The organism is Paraburkholderia phenazinium (genome assembly GCF_900100735.1).
In the GTDB taxonomy this organism is placed as follows: domain Bacteria; phylum Pseudomonadota; class Gammaproteobacteria; order Burkholderiales; family Burkholderiaceae; genus Paraburkholderia; species Paraburkholderia phenazinia.
In genome coordinates, this window is sequence record NZ_FNCJ01000014.1 from 163,607 (window position 1) to 178,506 (window position 14,900).

At 65.3% G+C, this 14,900-nt stretch carries 15 protein-coding genes; 13 read left to right on the plus strand and 2 right to left on the minus strand.

All coding sequences use genetic code 11. The annotated features are described in order from the left end of the window. Nucleotides 1-136: 136 nt before the first annotated feature. The 5 genes from BLQ92_RS27040 (at nt 137) to BLQ92_RS27060 (ending at nt 4,168) form a co-directional block, all read left to right on the plus strand. Nucleotides 137-1,123 (plus strand): LysR family transcriptional regulator, encoded by a 987-nt coding sequence (locus BLQ92_RS27040; protein ID WP_090688885.1) that lies wholly within the window; start codon nt 137-139, stop codon nt 1,121-1,123. Next, nucleotides 1,120-2,589, plus strand: coding sequence for an NAD(P)-binding domain-containing protein (locus BLQ92_RS27045; RefSeq protein WP_090688888.1), 1,470 nt, complete (start codon nt 1,120-1,122; stop codon nt 2,587-2,589). The genes BLQ92_RS27040 and BLQ92_RS27045 overlap by 4 nt, the downstream gene beginning before the upstream one ends. Nucleotides 2,590-2,685: 96 nt before the next feature. Continuing rightward, entirely contained in the window at nt 2,686-3,258 is a 573-nt protein-coding gene (locus tag BLQ92_RS27050) for a CMD domain protein (protein ID WP_090688890.1), read from the plus strand. Continuing rightward, the gene (locus tag BLQ92_RS27055; RefSeq protein ID WP_090688893.1) at nt 3,255-3,839 is read left to right on the plus strand and encodes a peroxidase-related enzyme; all 585 of its coding nucleotides are present in this window, start codon (nt 3,255-3,257) and stop codon (nt 3,837-3,839) included. Before BLQ92_RS27050 ends, BLQ92_RS27055 begins: the two co-directional genes overlap by 4 nt. A gap of 80 nt (nt 3,840-3,919) precedes the next feature. Further along, nucleotides 3,920-4,168 (plus strand): hypothetical protein, encoded by a 249-nt coding sequence (locus tag BLQ92_RS27060; protein WP_090688896.1) that lies wholly within the window; start codon nt 3,920-3,922, stop codon nt 4,166-4,168. 135 nt (nt 4,169-4,303) lie between these two features. On the opposite strand, the gene BLQ92_RS27065 is transcribed toward BLQ92_RS27060, so the two are convergent. Next, nucleotides 4,304-5,293, minus strand: coding sequence for a quinone oxidoreductase family protein (locus BLQ92_RS27065; RefSeq protein WP_090688898.1), 990 nt, complete (start codon nt 5,291-5,293; stop codon nt 4,304-4,306). A gap of 129 nt (nt 5,294-5,422) precedes the next feature. Between BLQ92_RS27065 and BLQ92_RS27070 the strand changes: the two genes are divergently transcribed. The 8 genes from BLQ92_RS27070 to BLQ92_RS27105 all read left to right on the plus strand — a co-directional run bounded on the left by BLQ92_RS27070 (nt 5,423) and on the right by BLQ92_RS27105 (nt 14,357). After that, complete coding sequence (locus BLQ92_RS27070) at nt 5,423-6,280, plus strand: LysR family transcriptional regulator (protein WP_090689068.1); 858 nt, start codon at nt 5,423-5,425, stop codon at nt 6,278-6,280. A 51-nt stretch (nt 6,281-6,331) separates the two neighbouring features. Further along, nucleotides 6,332-7,237: a MerR family transcriptional regulator gene (locus tag BLQ92_RS27075; protein ID WP_244106255.1), complete on the plus strand. Its 906-nt coding sequence runs from the start codon at nt 6,332-6,334 to the stop codon at nt 7,235-7,237. 251 nt (nt 7,238-7,488) lie between these two features. Next, nucleotides 7,489-8,484 (plus strand): sulfonate ABC transporter substrate-binding protein, encoded by a 996-nt coding sequence (locus BLQ92_RS27080; RefSeq protein ID WP_175772499.1) that lies wholly within the window; start codon nt 7,489-7,491, stop codon nt 8,482-8,484. 314 nt (nt 8,485-8,798) lie between these two features. Beyond that, entirely contained in the window at nt 8,799-9,698 is a 900-nt protein-coding gene (locus BLQ92_RS27085; protein WP_090688902.1) for a mechanosensitive ion channel family protein, read from the plus strand. Between the two features lie 253 nt (nt 9,699-9,951). Next, the gene (locus BLQ92_RS27090) at nt 9,952-11,556 is read left to right on the plus strand and encodes a flavin-containing monooxygenase (protein ID WP_090688905.1); all 1,605 of its coding nucleotides are present in this window, start codon (nt 9,952-9,954) and stop codon (nt 11,554-11,556) included. A gap of 12 nt (nt 11,557-11,568) precedes the next feature. Continuing rightward, a complete protein-coding gene (locus tag BLQ92_RS27095; protein ID WP_090688908.1) occupies nt 11,569-12,501 on the plus strand; it encodes an SDR family NAD(P)-dependent oxidoreductase in 933 nt (310 codons plus the stop codon). 27 nt (nt 12,502-12,528) lie between these two features. Next, nucleotides 12,529-13,407, plus strand: coding sequence for a metal-dependent hydrolase (locus tag BLQ92_RS27100; protein ID WP_090688910.1), 879 nt, complete (start codon nt 12,529-12,531; stop codon nt 13,405-13,407). Next, entirely contained in the window at nt 13,404-14,357 is a 954-nt protein-coding gene (locus BLQ92_RS27105) for an alpha/beta fold hydrolase (protein ID WP_090688912.1), read from the plus strand. The genes BLQ92_RS27100 and BLQ92_RS27105 overlap by 4 nt, the downstream gene beginning before the upstream one ends. Here the strand turns inward: BLQ92_RS27105 and BLQ92_RS27110 are convergent. Further along, on the minus strand, nt 14,332-14,886 hold the full coding sequence (locus BLQ92_RS27110; RefSeq protein WP_090688915.1) for a putative glycolipid-binding domain-containing protein: 555 nt from the start codon (nt 14,884-14,886) through the stop codon (nt 14,332-14,334). The genes BLQ92_RS27105 and BLQ92_RS27110 overlap by 26 nt on opposite strands. Nucleotides 14,887-14,900: the final 14 nt, after the last annotated feature.

Below are 14,900 nucleotides of genomic sequence, written 5' to 3' on the forward strand. Positions count from 1 at the left end.
CGGAAAAATGCGCGGCGCTTGCACAGCATCAACCGACTCGCTTCGCATTTTTTCCGCTGTCGATATCGAAATTGATTATATAAATCCCGCATTCAGACGCACCTACAATGCGCAAACAGAATGGCTTGGGCGACTCATGGAGCTACATCAACTCGAAGCGTTTTCGGCGGTCATGTCGGCCGGCAGCATCACTGGAGCAGGCCGCTTGCTGGAACGCTCGCAGCCGGCTGTCACACGGCAGATCCAGGAACTCGAAGCAGATCTCGGCTACGCGCTGTTCAACCGCAACGGGCCGCGTGTCACGCCGACGCATCGCGCCTTCCTGTTGTACGAGGAAGTGGAACGCTCGCTGATCGGGCTGAGAACCATCGAACAACGCGCTCGCGCGATCGGGCTCGGTGAGGCAGAACCCGTGCGCATTGCCGCTACATCTGCGCTGGCTGCCGCAATCGCGCCCTGCGCCATTGCCGCGGTCCCGCGGGACGAGAAGGTGGCCCAGTTCCAGTTGCGCAGCTTGTCCGCCGAGCATGTGGTGCATGAAGTACTGACGCGCACCGCCGATATCGGCCTCGTGACGTTGCCGATCGGTCACGCCGGCCTCGAGATTCACTGGATCGCCGAGGCGCCATGCGTAGCGATCATTCCAGCGGGCGATCCGCTCGCCGCCCAGCCGCGCATCGCCCTGCGCGATCTCGCGCAGCGGCGCATCGTCACGGTGGCAAATCGCTACCGTCTGCGCCACCGGATCGACGCCGCGTTCAGCGCCGCGCGCATTCAAGCCGAAGTGTTCCTTGAAACCAATGCGTCACTCAATGCGGTGATGGCCGCCCGCGCGGGTGCCGGTGTCGCGATTGTCGATCCAGCGACGGGCCTGGGGCTCGCCATCGAAGGGGTGATCGCCCGTCCGCTCGAAAGTGTGATTCCGTTCTATTTCGGCGCCGTCACGCCGGCGGGCAAACCGCGCCGCCCTGCTGTCGACGCCCTGTTGCTAGCCATTCAGGCCGCGACGCTCGCCTTGCTCGAAGGAGTCGTGCTGCACGACGCCAGCCAGCACGATGCCCTGCTGCAGCGCGAACTGCGCGTCTCGCGCACCCGCCCGAAAAATCTGGAGATTCCCGCATGACGTCACTCGACGCCCTCGAAAACCGTCTGCGCGAAGACCTGCGCTGGCTCGAACTGCCGCCCGCGTCGTGGGTGCCGCCGCGCTTTGTGGGCGCAGAGCGGGTTCTCGATGTCGCGATCATCGGCGGCGGCATGGCTGGCCTGACGGCTTCGGCGGAACTGCGCTGGCTCGGCATCGACAATCAGCAGGTGTTCGACCGTGCGCCGAACGGCGGCGAAGGTCCGTGGGCCACCTATGCGCGCATGGAAACGCTGCGCTCGCCGAAGACGCTCACCGGTCCCGCGCTGCGCCTGCCGGCGCTGACCTTCCGAGCCTGGTACGAAGCACAGTTCGGGCGCCCGGCATGGGAGGCGCTCTACAAGATTCCCCGCACACAATGGATGGACTATCTGCGCTGGTACCGCAAGGTGCTGGCCTTGCCGGTGCAAAACCACACGGAACTGGTCGCGCTGCATACCCGCGACGACGGCCTGCTCGCGCTCGAACTGAACACGCAGGGCACGCAGCGTACGGTGCTGGCGCGCCACGTGGTGCTCGCTACAGGGCGGGACGGCCTGGGCGGCCCTTACGTGCCATCCTTCGCGCAGCATGTCGCGTCCCGCTTTTGGGCTCATTCCGCCGATGCGATCGATTTCGAGGCGCTGCGCGGCAAGCGCGTCGGCGTGGTCGGCGCGGGCGCGTCCGCCTTCGACAACGCCGCCACGGCGCTGGAAACGGGGGCCGCCAGCGTCGACCTGTTCATTCGTCGCAACGATATTCCACGTATCAACAAACTGACCGGTATCGGCAGCCCGGGACTCGTGCACGGCTTCGCCGATCTCGACGACGCCTCGAAATGGCGCTTCCTGCACTACTCGCTCGCCTCGCAGACCCCGCCTCCGCGCGACAGCGTGCTGCGGGTTTCGCGTCATGAGAATGCGCGGTTTCATCTCGGCAGTCCTGTCACCGCACTGGCAGAACACGCGGATACGCTCGAAGTGACCACGCCGAAAGGCCTCTACAAGCTCGACTACCTGATCTTCGCGACGGGCTTTCATTCGGATATCTCGACACGCCCCGAATTCGCGCAGTTCGCTCCGTACATGCGACGCTGGAAGGACCGCTATCGCGCCGATCCGGCCTTGCCGATGGACGAACTCGCGGAGTCGCCGGACCTCGGCGCGGCATATGTGTTTCAGGAGCGCGAACCGGGCACCTGCGCGGCGCTCGCGCAGATCCACTGCTTCAATCATGCGGCGAGCCTGAGTCACGGCAAGCTGTCGGGCGACATCCCGGCGATCAGCGAAGGTGCGCAGCGTCTCGCGCGCGGCATCGCCAGCCGTCTGTTCGACGCGGATCGCGAGCGGCATTACGAAGCGCTCGTTGCCTTCGCGACCGCTGAACTGCAAGGCGACGAATGGACCGACGCCGACGCGCCGCCCACAGCCGCAACGAGCCGCGCCGTGCCGGTGCCTCAACAGAACTAACACCGCAGGACTAACACCGCAGGACTGAACCCGCGGCACTGAATGCGCGTGCGGTGTTTCGCATGCCTGACTTCTTCCCATCGAAACGGAGCCGCCATGGCTGAGCTTTCCCCCTCCTCCGGGCCCACGCACGACACGATCGACGTGCTGGCCGGATTGAGCACCGATAGCGCGATTGCCGCTGTCCGGCACGCGCGCGACAAGGTCGTGACCCACACCCAGCGCAGCGAAGATGCACTATTCGACCCGGCGCTGCCGGATCTGTCCTTGCGAGAGCGCCTGTTCGCTGCCTGGTACGTCGCGCGGCTGTCACGCGCCAACGAACTGGCCGACACCTACGCCGGGCGGCTGATCGCCGCGGGGGCCGGTTCGAGAACCCGCAGCGCGCCGCTGGCGGACACGCTCGCCGCAATCGAAGCGGGCACGCTCGACGCCACGGCCAACGCCCGTCTGATCGCGATCCTCGCGCATGTGAAGCTGCTCACGCTGACGCCTGTCGAAGCCCGCCCGCAACATCTGCAGGCGCTCGAAGAGGTTGGCATTTCGACGCGCGGCATCGTCGCACTATCGCAACTGATTGCATTCGTCACCTATCAATTGCGTGTCATTGCGGGCGTCAAGGCGCTACGCGACGCCCGTACCCCGCCGTCGCCGCAGGAGGCAGCATGAGCCAGTTCCACGGATTTACCTTCGATACGCTCGGCTGGCGCGCATGGCTCGACACAGTAAGTCTTGACGAGGCCACACCCGAGCAGCTCGCGGTCCTCGAAGAAAGCCATCCGCACGCCAAGACCTCCGACTACTACCTGTTGCTCGTGCAGCAGGCCGAAATCCTGCGGCAACGCTCCGGGGTCTTCAACGCCATCATGTATGCCCCAGGCGGCCTGCCGCGCGTGGAGCGCGAACTGGCGAGCACCGTGGTTTCGCGCGTGAATGGCTGCGTGTATTGCGCGTCGGTGCACGCGCAACGCTTCGGACAACTGGCCAAGCGCACGGATGCGATCGAGCAGGTTTTCGAGGATCCCACCAGTGCCGGCACGACCGAGCGTGAACGCGCCATCATCCGCTACGCGATCGAGCTGACCGAGCATCCCGAAGCCGTGGATGCCGAGGCCATCAAGCGGCTCGAAGCGCATGGGCTCACCGAGCCGGAGATTCTCGACTTGACCCATGCGATCGCGATTTTCGCGTGGGCAAACCGGCTGATGCTGACGCTGGGCGAACCGGTGTTTGCGGGGCAAAACGGCTGACGACGCGAACCGGAACGCGCTGCTGTGCGGCACATTGCGGTATTGCGGCATGCTCACGCGCTTGTTCAGAAGGAGAATCCATGAAGCTTTCGACCTGTCTCGCGTGCGCGGCGCTGTTGCTGTCAGCCAGCGCGTATGCGCAAACCTCGCAGACCTTTACGTTCGGCGAGGGCCAGACCACGCCGCATGCCACTAATGCGCGTCCCTCGCAGGGGGCCCAGCCGCAGCACGCTCAGAGCCAGCCCAAGGCCAAACCGAAGCACGCGACCAAGCATCACAAGCGTCGTCCGCGTTACGTGTCGAACCCGGACATTTATTCGCATAGCTGACCGGGCACGTAGGGGCCACGTCAGTGCCAAGGGCGAACCTGCAGCCGCCGCGGGTTTCGCGGCGGCCGGAAGCGCCGGCAGCTCGACGCTCCGGCGCGTTTTCCCTGGCCAATACGCAGCCCCTGCGCGGATCGTTCACGGAATCAGAATCACTGATCCCGTGGTCTGTCCGCTCTCCATCTGCCGGTGCGCTTGCGCCGCCTCGTTGAGCGGCAAGCGTTCGCCCACCTCGACGTGCAAGCCGGCCTCGATCCGCTCGAACACCTGCTGCGCCGCCAGTTGATACGCGCCAATGTCCCGCTTGATCATCCCCAGCACGCTGGGCCGCGCGAGTGCAATCGAGCGTGCGGGCCCGATCTCATCAAGCGCGATCGGCTCGATCGCCCCCTCGGCCGCACCGATACTCGCCACCATCCCAAACGGCTTCACCGCGCCGAGCGTACGCCGCAAGGTGGCGCCGCCGATGCCGTCAACGGCAAAATCGACGCCCGCTCCGCCGCCAAACTCGCGCGCCGCTTCGACAAAATCCTCGTCCCGATACAGCACCGCCTGATCGAGACCATGCGCGCGCGCCAGTGCCGCCTTGGCGGGCGTGCCAACGGTGCCGATCACCCGCGCGCCCAGCGCCTTCGCCCACTGCACGAGGATCAGGCCCAGGCCACCGGCAGCGGCATGCACCAGCACCGTGTCACCTGGTTTGGTCTCCCGCACACGGTGCAGCAGCATGTAGCTGGTCGCGCCGCGCAATAGCGCGGCCGCAGCGGTTTCCTCGGAGACGGCGGAGGGCAAGCGCACCAGGCTTTGCGCCGGCACGTTGCGCAGATTCGTGTAGCTGCCTGACGGCAAGCCCGCATAGGCGACCCGCTCGCCAACCTGCCAGCCGCTCACGCCAGCGCCGAGCGCCGCCACCACGCCAGCCGCCTCCACCCCCAGCACGCCGGGCAATTGCGGCAAACGGTGCAGCCCCGAGCGGAAGTAGATGTCGACGAAGTTGACCCCAACCGCGCTCTGCCTGATCTGCACTTCGCCCGGTGCAGGCGGCGGCACCTCCTGCTCGAACATTCGCAGCGCGCTCGCGTCGCCATAAGCCTCGATGCCGATCTGGCAAGCGTTCTTTTGTCCCATTCCTGCACTCCCTGTTTCAGTTAAGCGATGACAAGCGAGTGTAGGTTTCGAGCATAATCAAATGGAACTCCCCATTCTTCATCAACTACTGTGCAAAATTCGACCGATACGCCAAAGCCCATCGCCGCTCTGCAGTGGGACGACATCCGCTACTTCCTGTGCGTCGCGCGCGGCGGCAGTCTCTCGGAGGCGGCCCGCACGCTGGGGGTCCAGCATTCCACCGTGGCGCGCCGGATCGACGCGATGGAGCAGGCGCTCGGTGTGCGCCTGTTCGACCGTCTGCCGCGCGGCTGGCCGATCACCGAAGAAGGCCGCGCGCTGGTCGAACGCGCCGGGCGCATCGAAGAGGAGGCGCACGGTTTCGCGCGCGCCGCGCGTGGTGCGGTGACTTTGCACGGCGCGGTGCGTCTGTCGGTGCCACCGGTGTTTGGCAGTCACTTTTTTGTGCCGCGCCTGGCCGCGTTCCGGCGCGCGTATCCGGCTGTCTTGCTCGACGTAGTGGGCGAAACGCGAGCCGCCAACCTGTTTCGGCGCGAGGCGGACCTCTCCGTGCGGCTGTCGCGCCCTCAGGAACCCGGACTCGCGGCGCGCCGGCTCGGCACAATGCGCTTTGCGCTGTACGGAACGCCCGAGTGGGCAGCGCGACGCTGCGAGCAATGGGAATTCATCGGCTACAACGAGACGCTCGCGGACGCGCCGCAACAGCAATGGCTTGCTCGTTTCGCGCAGGACCGCCCGTTTGCATTGATCGCCAACGACCTCGTCTCGATTCACCGCGCCTGCCAGGCGGGCATGGGTGTCGCGCTGTTGCCGCGCTTTATCGCCAATGGCGACGTTACGTTGCAGGAGATCGACACGCAACCGGCCTGCGACGTCGAGCGGGAAATCTGGCTCGCGGTGCATCCCGATGTGCGGCGTTCGCCGCGCGTGCAGGCGGTGGCCGAGGCACTGGCTGAAGCCGTGCGCGATGCGGATGACGCGCTATAGCGCACACTGGGCGTCTGGGATACGACACCGCCGGCGCGTTAAAATCCCCCCATGCCGAAAACGCCCCTCTCTTCGCCCCCGGCGCCCGCCGCGCCGCGCAACGAATACACCGTCGACGAACTCGCGCGGGTGACGGACAGCACCGTGCGCAACGTGCGCGCCTATCAGGACCGCGGCCTGCTCGCGCCGCCGGAAAAGCGCGGCCGGGTCGGCGTGTACGACGACACTCACGTCTCGCGCCTGAAGCTCATCAACCATCTGCTCGCCCGCGGCTACACGCTCGCCAACATCCAGGACCTGATCATGGCGGTCGACGAAGGTCACGACCTGCGCTCGATTCTCGGTCTGGAGACGGCGATCGGCAGCCGTTGGTCGCGTGAGCGGCCAAAGAAGTATTCGCTGGTCGAACTGATACAGATGTTCGGCGGCAAGGCTTCGCCTGGCGCCCTGTCGAAAGCGGTCGACCTCGGCCTGCTCGAACGCAAGGGCCTGTCGTTCGTCGCCAATAGCCCTGCCGCGCTGTCGGCGGGCGCGACCATGGCGCATGAGGGCATTCCGCTCACCGACCTGCTCGACGCCGTGCGGATCTCGCGACCGCATTTCAATGCGGTCGCCAAGGCCCTGGTCGACCTGGTGGTGCGCCAGCTCGACCGCTATGAAGCCGATGCCCTGCCGCCGCCCGCCGATGTGCCGGCACTGGTCGACGCCATCTGGCGGGTCCGGCCGCTGGCGATGGTGCTGGTCGAAACCGAAATGAACCGCGCGCTCGAAGAAGCCTCCGGCGACTATCTCGGCGACCGCGTCGCGGCGATCATGGAAAAGAAGCTCGGTAGCGCGCATGGCGGCACGCCGCCGGCTGGGTCCGCATCTGCATCCGCCGCTACCACTGACGCTGGACACGCCGAAGCCACGCTCGCGCGGCACGCCGGCGCAGACAAGCCCAAAGCGAAGAAGTAAGCGCGCGACACGTGACGGGCGCAGTCCCCGTGCCCGTCATATCCAAATCTCCATTGCTTCGTTTGCGGTATGGCACGTCCATGCGACGATCCTTTGACCGCAGCCGCAACATCCTTTAAGCCGCACCGGCATACAACCGGGCGAGCATGGCTGCTGCATCGACCGCACGCATGGAGATTTTCCGCATGGCAAGCCAACCGAACCGCCGCGCTCGTCGGCCCGCATCGCCCCCCGCCGCATTCAAGCGCCGCATGATCCTCGACGCCCTCACGGTATGCACCGCATTCGCCGCACTGAGCGCAGCGACCCTGCTGGCGCCTGCCAACGCCTTCGCTCAAGACATTGCCAATGCCTCGGACAAGGTCCTGCGCATCGGCTATCAGAAAGCCGGCTTGCTGGCGGTCCTCAAAGCGCAAGGCTCGCTCGAGCAGAAGCTCAAGCCGCTCGGCTACAGCGTGAAGTGGTTCGAGTTTCCGGCCGGACCGCAACTGCTCGAAGCGCTGAACGCCAACAGCATCGACTTCGGCTACACCGGCGCGCCGCCGCCGGTGTTCGCCCAGGCCAGTGGCGTCGGCTTCGTGTACGTGGGCGCGGAGCCGCAGGGGCGCCATACGGAGGCGGTGATCGTCAGGCCCGATTCGCCGCTGCATACGATCACCGATCTGAAGGGCAAACGCGTCGCGCTGCAAAAGGGTTCGAGTTCGAACTTCCTGCTGCTCGAAGTGCTGCAGAAAGCAGGCTTGCGCTACGAGGACATCCGTCCAGTCTACCTGCCGCCCGCCGATGCCCGCGCGGCCTTCGAGAACGGCGACGTCGACGCATGGGTCATTTGGGATCCTTACTATGCCGCCGCGCAGGAAACGCTGAAAGCGCGCACGCTGGCGGACTATTCGAACGTCAACACCGCCTACAGCTTCTATGAGGCGACCCGCGGCTTCGCCCAGCAGCACCCTGATGTGATCGGTGCCGTTCTCGGCCAGCTACGCACGACCGGCCAGTGGGTCAACCAGCATCCCGATGAAACCGCCGCGCTGATCGCACCGAAGGTTGGTCTCGACGTCAAACTGGTCGAAACATGGGTGCGCCGCTACCCTTACGGCACCTCGGTGGTCACCGACGAGATCGTCCGCTCGCAGCAAAGCGTCGCCGACGCCTTCTACGGCGCCCATCTGATTCCGCAGAAGATCACCGTACGCGACAACGTCTGGCAAAACCACGACGTGGCGGCGAGTCTCGCTGCGAAATAAGCAGACCGCGGGGCGGGCCTCATACGGCTCTCCCCGCCCTCGTCTCACTCTCGTCTCGCCCTGGCTTTGCTCTCGCCCCAAAATCACAAACTGTCAAAAACGTTGTACCTGTAGAACTTTCCCTCTTTTCAGCGGTCCCTTCTCCGCACGCTTTCGAGCGTCGTTCCTCGGGTTGCCCCGCTTTTGCGTGCTCTCGTGCACGCTCCGGCTGATTGGCACTCGCCTAGCGCGAGCCCGCCGGCACCCATTGCCTCTTTTGAACCATCGCGCCGGCGCTCGCTCGCCGCCGCCTGAAAACAAGGACCGTCAAGGCCATGCAGAACCTTCTTGCCCAGATCCACCCGAACCGGTGGAGCTTTCTCTGGGATGCGCTCTCCACCATCTCGATGCACCTGTGCGCCGCCGCGCTGATCCTCATGGTCGGCTGGTGGGTCGCCCGCCGCGTCTCACGCTCGCTCAACCGCCTGCTTTCCCGTCAGGCGCGCATGGACGCCACCCTGCGTCCGATCCTCTGCGACACCAGCCTGTGGGGCATTCGCGTTGTCGCCATCATCGGCGCCCTGTCGCAACTCGGTATCCAGACCGCGAGCATCGTCGCCGTACTGGGCGCCGCGGGCCTCGCCATCGGCCTCGCCCTGCAGGGCACGATGCAGAACATCGCGGCCGGCATCATGCTGTTGCTGCTGCGCCCCTTCAAGGTCGGCGATTCGATCGAAGCCGGCACCGGCACCGTCGCGGGTACCGTCGAGGAAATCAGCCTGTTCACCACGCGCCTCACCAAGGCCGACGGCATCTGCGAATATGTGCCGAACAGCGCGCTGTGGAGCAACTCGATCCGCAACTACAACCGCAATCCGACCCGCCGTCTCGATCTGGAAGTGGAAATCTCCGTGCGCGACGATGTGGATCACGCGCTCGCCGCGCTGCGCGCCCTCGCCGCCGCCGACCCGCGCGCACTGCAAACGCCCGCGCCGCAAGTCATGGTGAGCCGCTTCGACGACAGCACCGTGGTGCTCAATGTCCGCGTCTGGGCGAATATCGACGTGTTCTGGGACATGCGCTGGGATCTCGCCCGCCAGGTGCGGCATACGCTCAACGCGGCGCAATGCGGCTTGCCGGTGCGCACGCGGGAATTGCATATCGTGCAGAGCAGTGACGCTAGCGAACCGGCGACGGGCCGTGGCCCGGTAGTATCGCGGGCTATCACTCAGTAACTGGACGCGCTGAACAAGCGGCCAGCATCACCCGGCCGCCGCTTTCGTCCCTCTTTTCTCCGCTCCCGCTTCATCCGGACGCCCCCCGCATAACGGGACGGCGTCCACCTCCCGGCTCCTCGCCAGCCTCCACGCCGTTCCCCACCTCATAGAGTCCCCAATCTAAACCGCTCCTTGCGCGATCCGATCTCAGCCCTTATTGTTACATTACTCAATGTCACAGTTATCAGTGAATAAAAAGGAGACGGATCGGATGAACGCACGTACGACGCCCCCCGACACGTTGGCGCCCGTCGAAACCGATATCGCCATCATCGGTTCGGGCTTTGCCGGTCTCGGCATGGCGATCCGGCTCCGGCAAGCCGGCATGACCGACTTCATGGTCGCCGAAAAGGCCGACTCGGTCGGCGGCACCTGGCGCGACAACCATTACCCCGGCTGCGCCTGCGACGTGCAATCGCATGTCTACTCGTTCTCGTTCGCGCCGAATCCGCGCTGGTCCCGCATGTTCGCGCGCCAGCCGGAAATCCGCGCGTACCTGGAACAGTGCACCCAGCGTTTCGGCGTGCAGAAACATCTTCGCTTCGGTCACGAACTGCTGAGCGCCAGCTACGACGAAGCACGCCATCGCTGGCAAATGGTGTTCGCCAACGGCCAGCGCTGGTCGGCGCGCGTGCTGGTGTCGGGCATGGGCGGCCTGTCGCGCGCGGCGCTGCCGGACATTCCAGGGCTCGACAGGTTCAAGGGCAAGACCTTTCACTCGCAGAACTGGGACCACAGCTATGCGCTCGAAGGCAAGCGCGTTGCGGTGATCGGCACGGGTGCGAGCGCGATCCAGTTCGTGCCGCAGATCGCACCACGCGTTGCGCAACTGAACCTGTTCCAGCGCACTCCGCCGTGGATCATGCCGAAGGCCGACCGCGCGGTGAAACCGTTCGAGCAGTGGCTGTTCCGCCACCTGCCGTTCACCCAGAAGATACTGCGCGCGGGGCTCTATTGCATGCTGGAATCGCGCGCCTTCGGCTTCGCGATTCATCCTTCGCTGATGAAAACCGCGCAGAAGATCGCGCTGCGCCATCTGCACCGCCAGGTGGCCGATCCGCAACTGCGCGCCACGCTCACGCCCGATTACACGATGGGCTGCAAGCGCATTCTGATTTCGAACGACTACTTCCCCTCCCTGTCGCGCCAGAACGTCTCGGTGCTCACGAGCGGCATTGCGCGCATCGAAGAGGACGCCGTGGTCACGGCCGACGGCGTGCGCCATCCAGCCGACTGCGTGATCTTCGGCACCGGCTTCCAGGTCGCGGACCCGTTCCCGCGCGGGGTGGTGCGCGGCAAAGGTGGCGTCGATATCGTCGATACCTGGCGCGACGGTGCGCATGCTTACCTCGGCACCACACTGCCTGGCTATCCGAACTTCTTCATGATCGTCGGCCCAAACACGGGGCTCGGCCACAACTCGATGGTGTACATGATCGAGTCACAGGTCGAATACATCCTGCGCGCGCTGCAGGGCATGCAAGGTGAACGCGCCGCCGCGATTGAAGTGCGGCCGCAGGTCGAGCGCGCCTACAACGAGCAGATCCAGCAGAAGCTCGGCCGCGCAATCTGGTCCACCGGCGGCTGCAAGAGCTGGTACCTCGATCCGAAGACCGGCAAGAACACCACGCTGTGGCCGGGATTCGCGTTCCGCTTTCGCCAGGCGACCCGCACGTTCAGCATGGACGATTACTTTGCCTATGCGCCGACGCCCGCCGCTCAGCCGAATTCCGTACCGAAGGTGCACGCCCTCGCCTCGATGCAGGGGGCCGCTTCGGCCACCGCTTCTTCCAATGCTTCGGCCGAAGCGACTTAAAGGAGACACGCGATGAAGAATTTCACCGGCCGGGTTGCCGCCATCACCGGAGCGGGCTCAGGTATGGGTCGTTCGCTGGCTATCCAGCTGGCGCGCGAGGGCTGTCATCTGGCCCTCGCCGATCGCAACGCAACGAGCCTCGCCGAAACCGCCAGACTCGCCCAGGCCGAGGCGCCGCCGGTGGTCGGCGCACCACTGCGCGTGACGACGCGGGTGCTCGACGTGGCGGATCGCGCGGCCATGTTCGACTGGGCGGCTGAAACCGCAGCCCAGCACGAGCGCGTCAACCTCGTCTTCAACAACGCCGGGGTCGCGCTCTCCAGCCGCATCGACGGCATGGACTACGCCGATCTGGAGTGGATCGTCGGCATCAACTTCTGGGGCGTGGTGCATGGCACCAAGGCCTTCCTGCCGCACCTGAAAGCGACGGGCGAAGGACATATTGTCAACACGTCGAGCGTGTTTGGTCTCTTCGCACAACCAGGCATGAGCGGCTACAACGCCACCAAATTCGCCGTGCGCGGCTTCACCGAGGCGCTGCGCCAGGAGCTCGACCTGATGAAGTGCGGCGTCTCGGCCACCTGCGTACATCCGGGCGGCATCCGCACCAGCATTGCGCAATCTAGCCGGATCGCATCGAACATGGTGGGCTTCATGCTCGAGAGCGAACAGCAAGGCAAGGACGACTTCGAAAAGTTCTTCATCACAACAGCCGATGAAGCGGCCCGCGTGATTCTCGACGGCGTGCGCCACAACAAGCGGCGCGTGCTGATTGGCCGCGATGCGCGTGCCGCCGACTGGCTGGCCCGCACCCTGCCGGCGGCCTACCAGGCGCTCGTGGTGATGCAAACGCGCCGCATGCACCGGCTTGCGCACAAGCGCGCCCGGGCCGCCAAGCCTGGCCAGGTGACCCAGGCCAGCCAGTCCACCGGAAAACGCGCCTGAACCTTCAAGATCATAAGGAGAAAGGCTATGATGCCGATTCGCCGCGACCTTCGTTTTGCCTTACCCCCTGAGCGTGCCTGCGACTGGCACCGGGAAGGCTCGCATGTAACGCACTTCTTCAACGCGCTGTCACTGCTGTTTCCGGCGGGCGAGCGCTTCTTCATGGACAGCGTGCGCAACTACCGCGACCGCATCGAAGACCCGGTGCTGAAAAAGCAGGTGCTAGGCTTTATCGGCCAGGAAGCGATGCACACCCGCGAGCACATCGAATACAACGATCTGCTGCAGGCCGCAGGACTGCCCGCGCACAAGCTCGACCGGCGCCTCGCGGCGTTTCTCAACCTCAATCGCAAGATGCCGAAGTCGTTCCAGCTGGCGATGACCGTCGCGCTCGAACACTACACGGCGATGCTCGCGGGACTGCTGCTGGAAGACGACACGCGGGTGGCCGGATCAGTCGAAGGCTATGTGCAGATGTGGACCTGGCATGCGCTCGAGGAGACCGAACACAAGGCCGTCTCGTTCGACGTCTGGAACACCGTGCTGAAGCCCGGTCTCTGGCGCTATCTGCTGCGCACCGGCACCATGCTGACCGTGACGGCGGTGTTCTGGCTGATCGTCTTCGACTACCACGTGCGCCTTCTGATCGCCGATCGCAAACGCGGCGGTCATCTGCGCGGCATGTGGCGGGTCGTCAAGTTCCTGTACGGGCCGAAGCACGGCGTGTTTCCAGGCATTGCGCTGGAATGGCTGCGCTTTTTCAAGCCGAGCTACCACCCGTGGGATCACGACAACCGCGCGCAACTGGCGCGGATCGACGGGCTGGTCGCCGCGGTCGAGTCGGCCAATGCCGCCAATCCGGCCGCGCTGAAAGCCAGCCGGCGCGGCGTGCGGGCAGCCGCATGATGCGCGACACGCTCGTCGTCGATGCCGGCGATGTACGCCTTGCGGTGTACGTCAGCGGGCCGCGCGGAGCGCCGCCGCTGGTGCTGGTGCATGGCTATCCGGATTCGGCTGCCGTGTGGGAACCGGTGCGGGCGCGACTGGACGGGCGCTACCGCGTGATTACCTACGATGTGCGTGGCGCCGGCGCCTCAGAAGCGCCGACAGTCCGGGCCGGCTATCGTCTCGAGCGGCTTGCGGCCGATCTAGCCGCGGTCGTGGAGGCGACCTGCGGCGGACAAGCATTTCATCTGGTCGGACACGACTGGGGATCGATCCAGAGCTGGGAAGCGGTCACAAGCGCCGCGTTCGAAGGCCGCATCGTCTCGTTCACGTCGATCTCCGGGCCCTGCCTCGACCATGCGGCGCTGGGGCTGCGCGGCAGCAGCGGCCATAGCGGACACGCGCCGGGCAAAACCGCGGGGCAGACTTCCGCGCGGCAGTTCGCGAGCGGTCTGCGGCAAACCCTCAAGTCCTGGTACATTTTCTTCTTTCATCTGCCGCTCGTGCCGGAGCTGGTCTGGCGCTGCGGCGGCGCACGGGCATGGCCGCTGTGGCTGCGGCTCACCGAACGCATCCGTCCTGAGCGCGATCCGGCGCAGCTACGCAATGCTGTCAACGGCCTGAACCTGTACCGCGCCAATTTCATCGACCGGCTGTTTCGTCCGCGCGGCTGCGCGGCTCATGCGCCGGTGCAGTTCATCGTGCCGCTGCGCGACCGCTACGTGGGGCCGGCGCTGTCGCTGGGGCTCGAAGCATGGCTAGGCGATTACACGCGCGAAACCATCGACGCCGGGCACTGGGTCGTGCTGCGCGACCCAGCAGGTATTGCCGCGAGAATCGACCGCTTTGCCGCGCAGCATCCTGCGTTGAACCGGGTGAACGGCGTCAGCGCGTTCGTGGCAAGCGCGTGAAGAGCGTCGGATAGTCGATCACGAGGCCGTCTTCGTCCACTTTCATGTTGGCGCTAAAGTTGCGAAAGATCCCTTCATAGCGGTATTCACGTTTCAACTCGATGCAGGAATAGGCCTGCTCGACGCGCGTGACCTGCAGGTCAGGGGTCGAGATATACGCCACCGCAATCGGCCGGCGCTCGCCCTCGGCCAGTTGCAGACGGCGGATGGGCAAGGTGTTGGTGAAAGGTGTGGCGGCGATATCGATGTCGATGCAGCCGTCGATAGCGACGATCACCTGGCCGTTGCCATCGTGCCAATGCCCCTCGCCGTCGCCGCGCAACTCCAGGTCGCCGCCGCCCATGATTCTCAGGTACGCGTAGGTCACCCGCCAGCGCGGATCGCAGTGCAGCTTGTAGTAAAGCCCGTAGCTCCTTCCATAGCGTTGTCCGACGACGACGCTTTCGACGAAGAAACCGTCGCCGCGCGCATCGAAGGCGAGATGTTCGATACCGTCGCCTTCCTCAGATTCCCAACGTACTTCACGCATGACCTGCCCTCCTT

Bases quoted from the DNA above. Each gene is read 5' to 3' on its own strand.
- BLQ92_RS27040 (WP_090688885.1), top strand. From the start codon at position 137: ATGGAGCTACATCAACTCGAAGCGTTTTCGGCGGTCATGTCGGCCGGC.
- BLQ92_RS27045 (WP_090688888.1), top strand. From the start codon at position 1,120: ATGACGTCACTCGACGCCCTCGAAAACCGTCTGCGCGAAGACCTGCGC.
- BLQ92_RS27050 (WP_090688890.1), top strand. From the start codon at position 2,686: ATGGCTGAGCTTTCCCCCTCCTCCGGGCCCACGCACGACACGATCGAC.
- BLQ92_RS27055 (WP_090688893.1), top strand. From the start codon at position 3,255: ATGAGCCAGTTCCACGGATTTACCTTCGATACGCTCGGCTGGCGCGCA.
- BLQ92_RS27060 (WP_090688896.1), top strand. From the start codon at position 3,920: ATGAAGCTTTCGACCTGTCTCGCGTGCGCGGCGCTGTTGCTGTCAGCC.
- BLQ92_RS27065 (WP_090688898.1), bottom strand. From the start codon at position 5,293: ATGGGACAAAAGAACGCTTGCCAGATCGGCATCGAGGCTTATGGCGAC.
- BLQ92_RS27075 (WP_244106255.1), top strand. From the start codon at position 6,332: ATGCCGAAAACGCCCCTCTCTTCGCCCCCGGCGCCCGCCGCGCCGCGC.
- BLQ92_RS27080 (WP_175772499.1), top strand. From the start codon at position 7,489: ATGATCCTCGACGCCCTCACGGTATGCACCGCATTCGCCGCACTGAGC.
- BLQ92_RS27085 (WP_090688902.1), top strand. From the start codon at position 8,799: ATGCAGAACCTTCTTGCCCAGATCCACCCGAACCGGTGGAGCTTTCTC.
- BLQ92_RS27090 (WP_090688905.1), top strand. From the start codon at position 9,952: ATGAACGCACGTACGACGCCCCCCGACACGTTGGCGCCCGTCGAAACC.
- BLQ92_RS27095 (WP_090688908.1), top strand. From the start codon at position 11,569: ATGAAGAATTTCACCGGCCGGGTTGCCGCCATCACCGGAGCGGGCTCA.
- BLQ92_RS27100 (WP_090688910.1), top strand. From the start codon at position 12,529: ATGATGCCGATTCGCCGCGACCTTCGTTTTGCCTTACCCCCTGAGCGT.
- BLQ92_RS27105 (WP_090688912.1), top strand. From the start codon at position 13,404: ATGATGCGCGACACGCTCGTCGTCGATGCCGGCGATGTACGCCTTGCG.
- BLQ92_RS27110 (WP_090688915.1), bottom strand. From the start codon at position 14,886: ATGCGTGAAGTACGTTGGGAATCTGAGGAAGGCGACGGTATCGAACAT.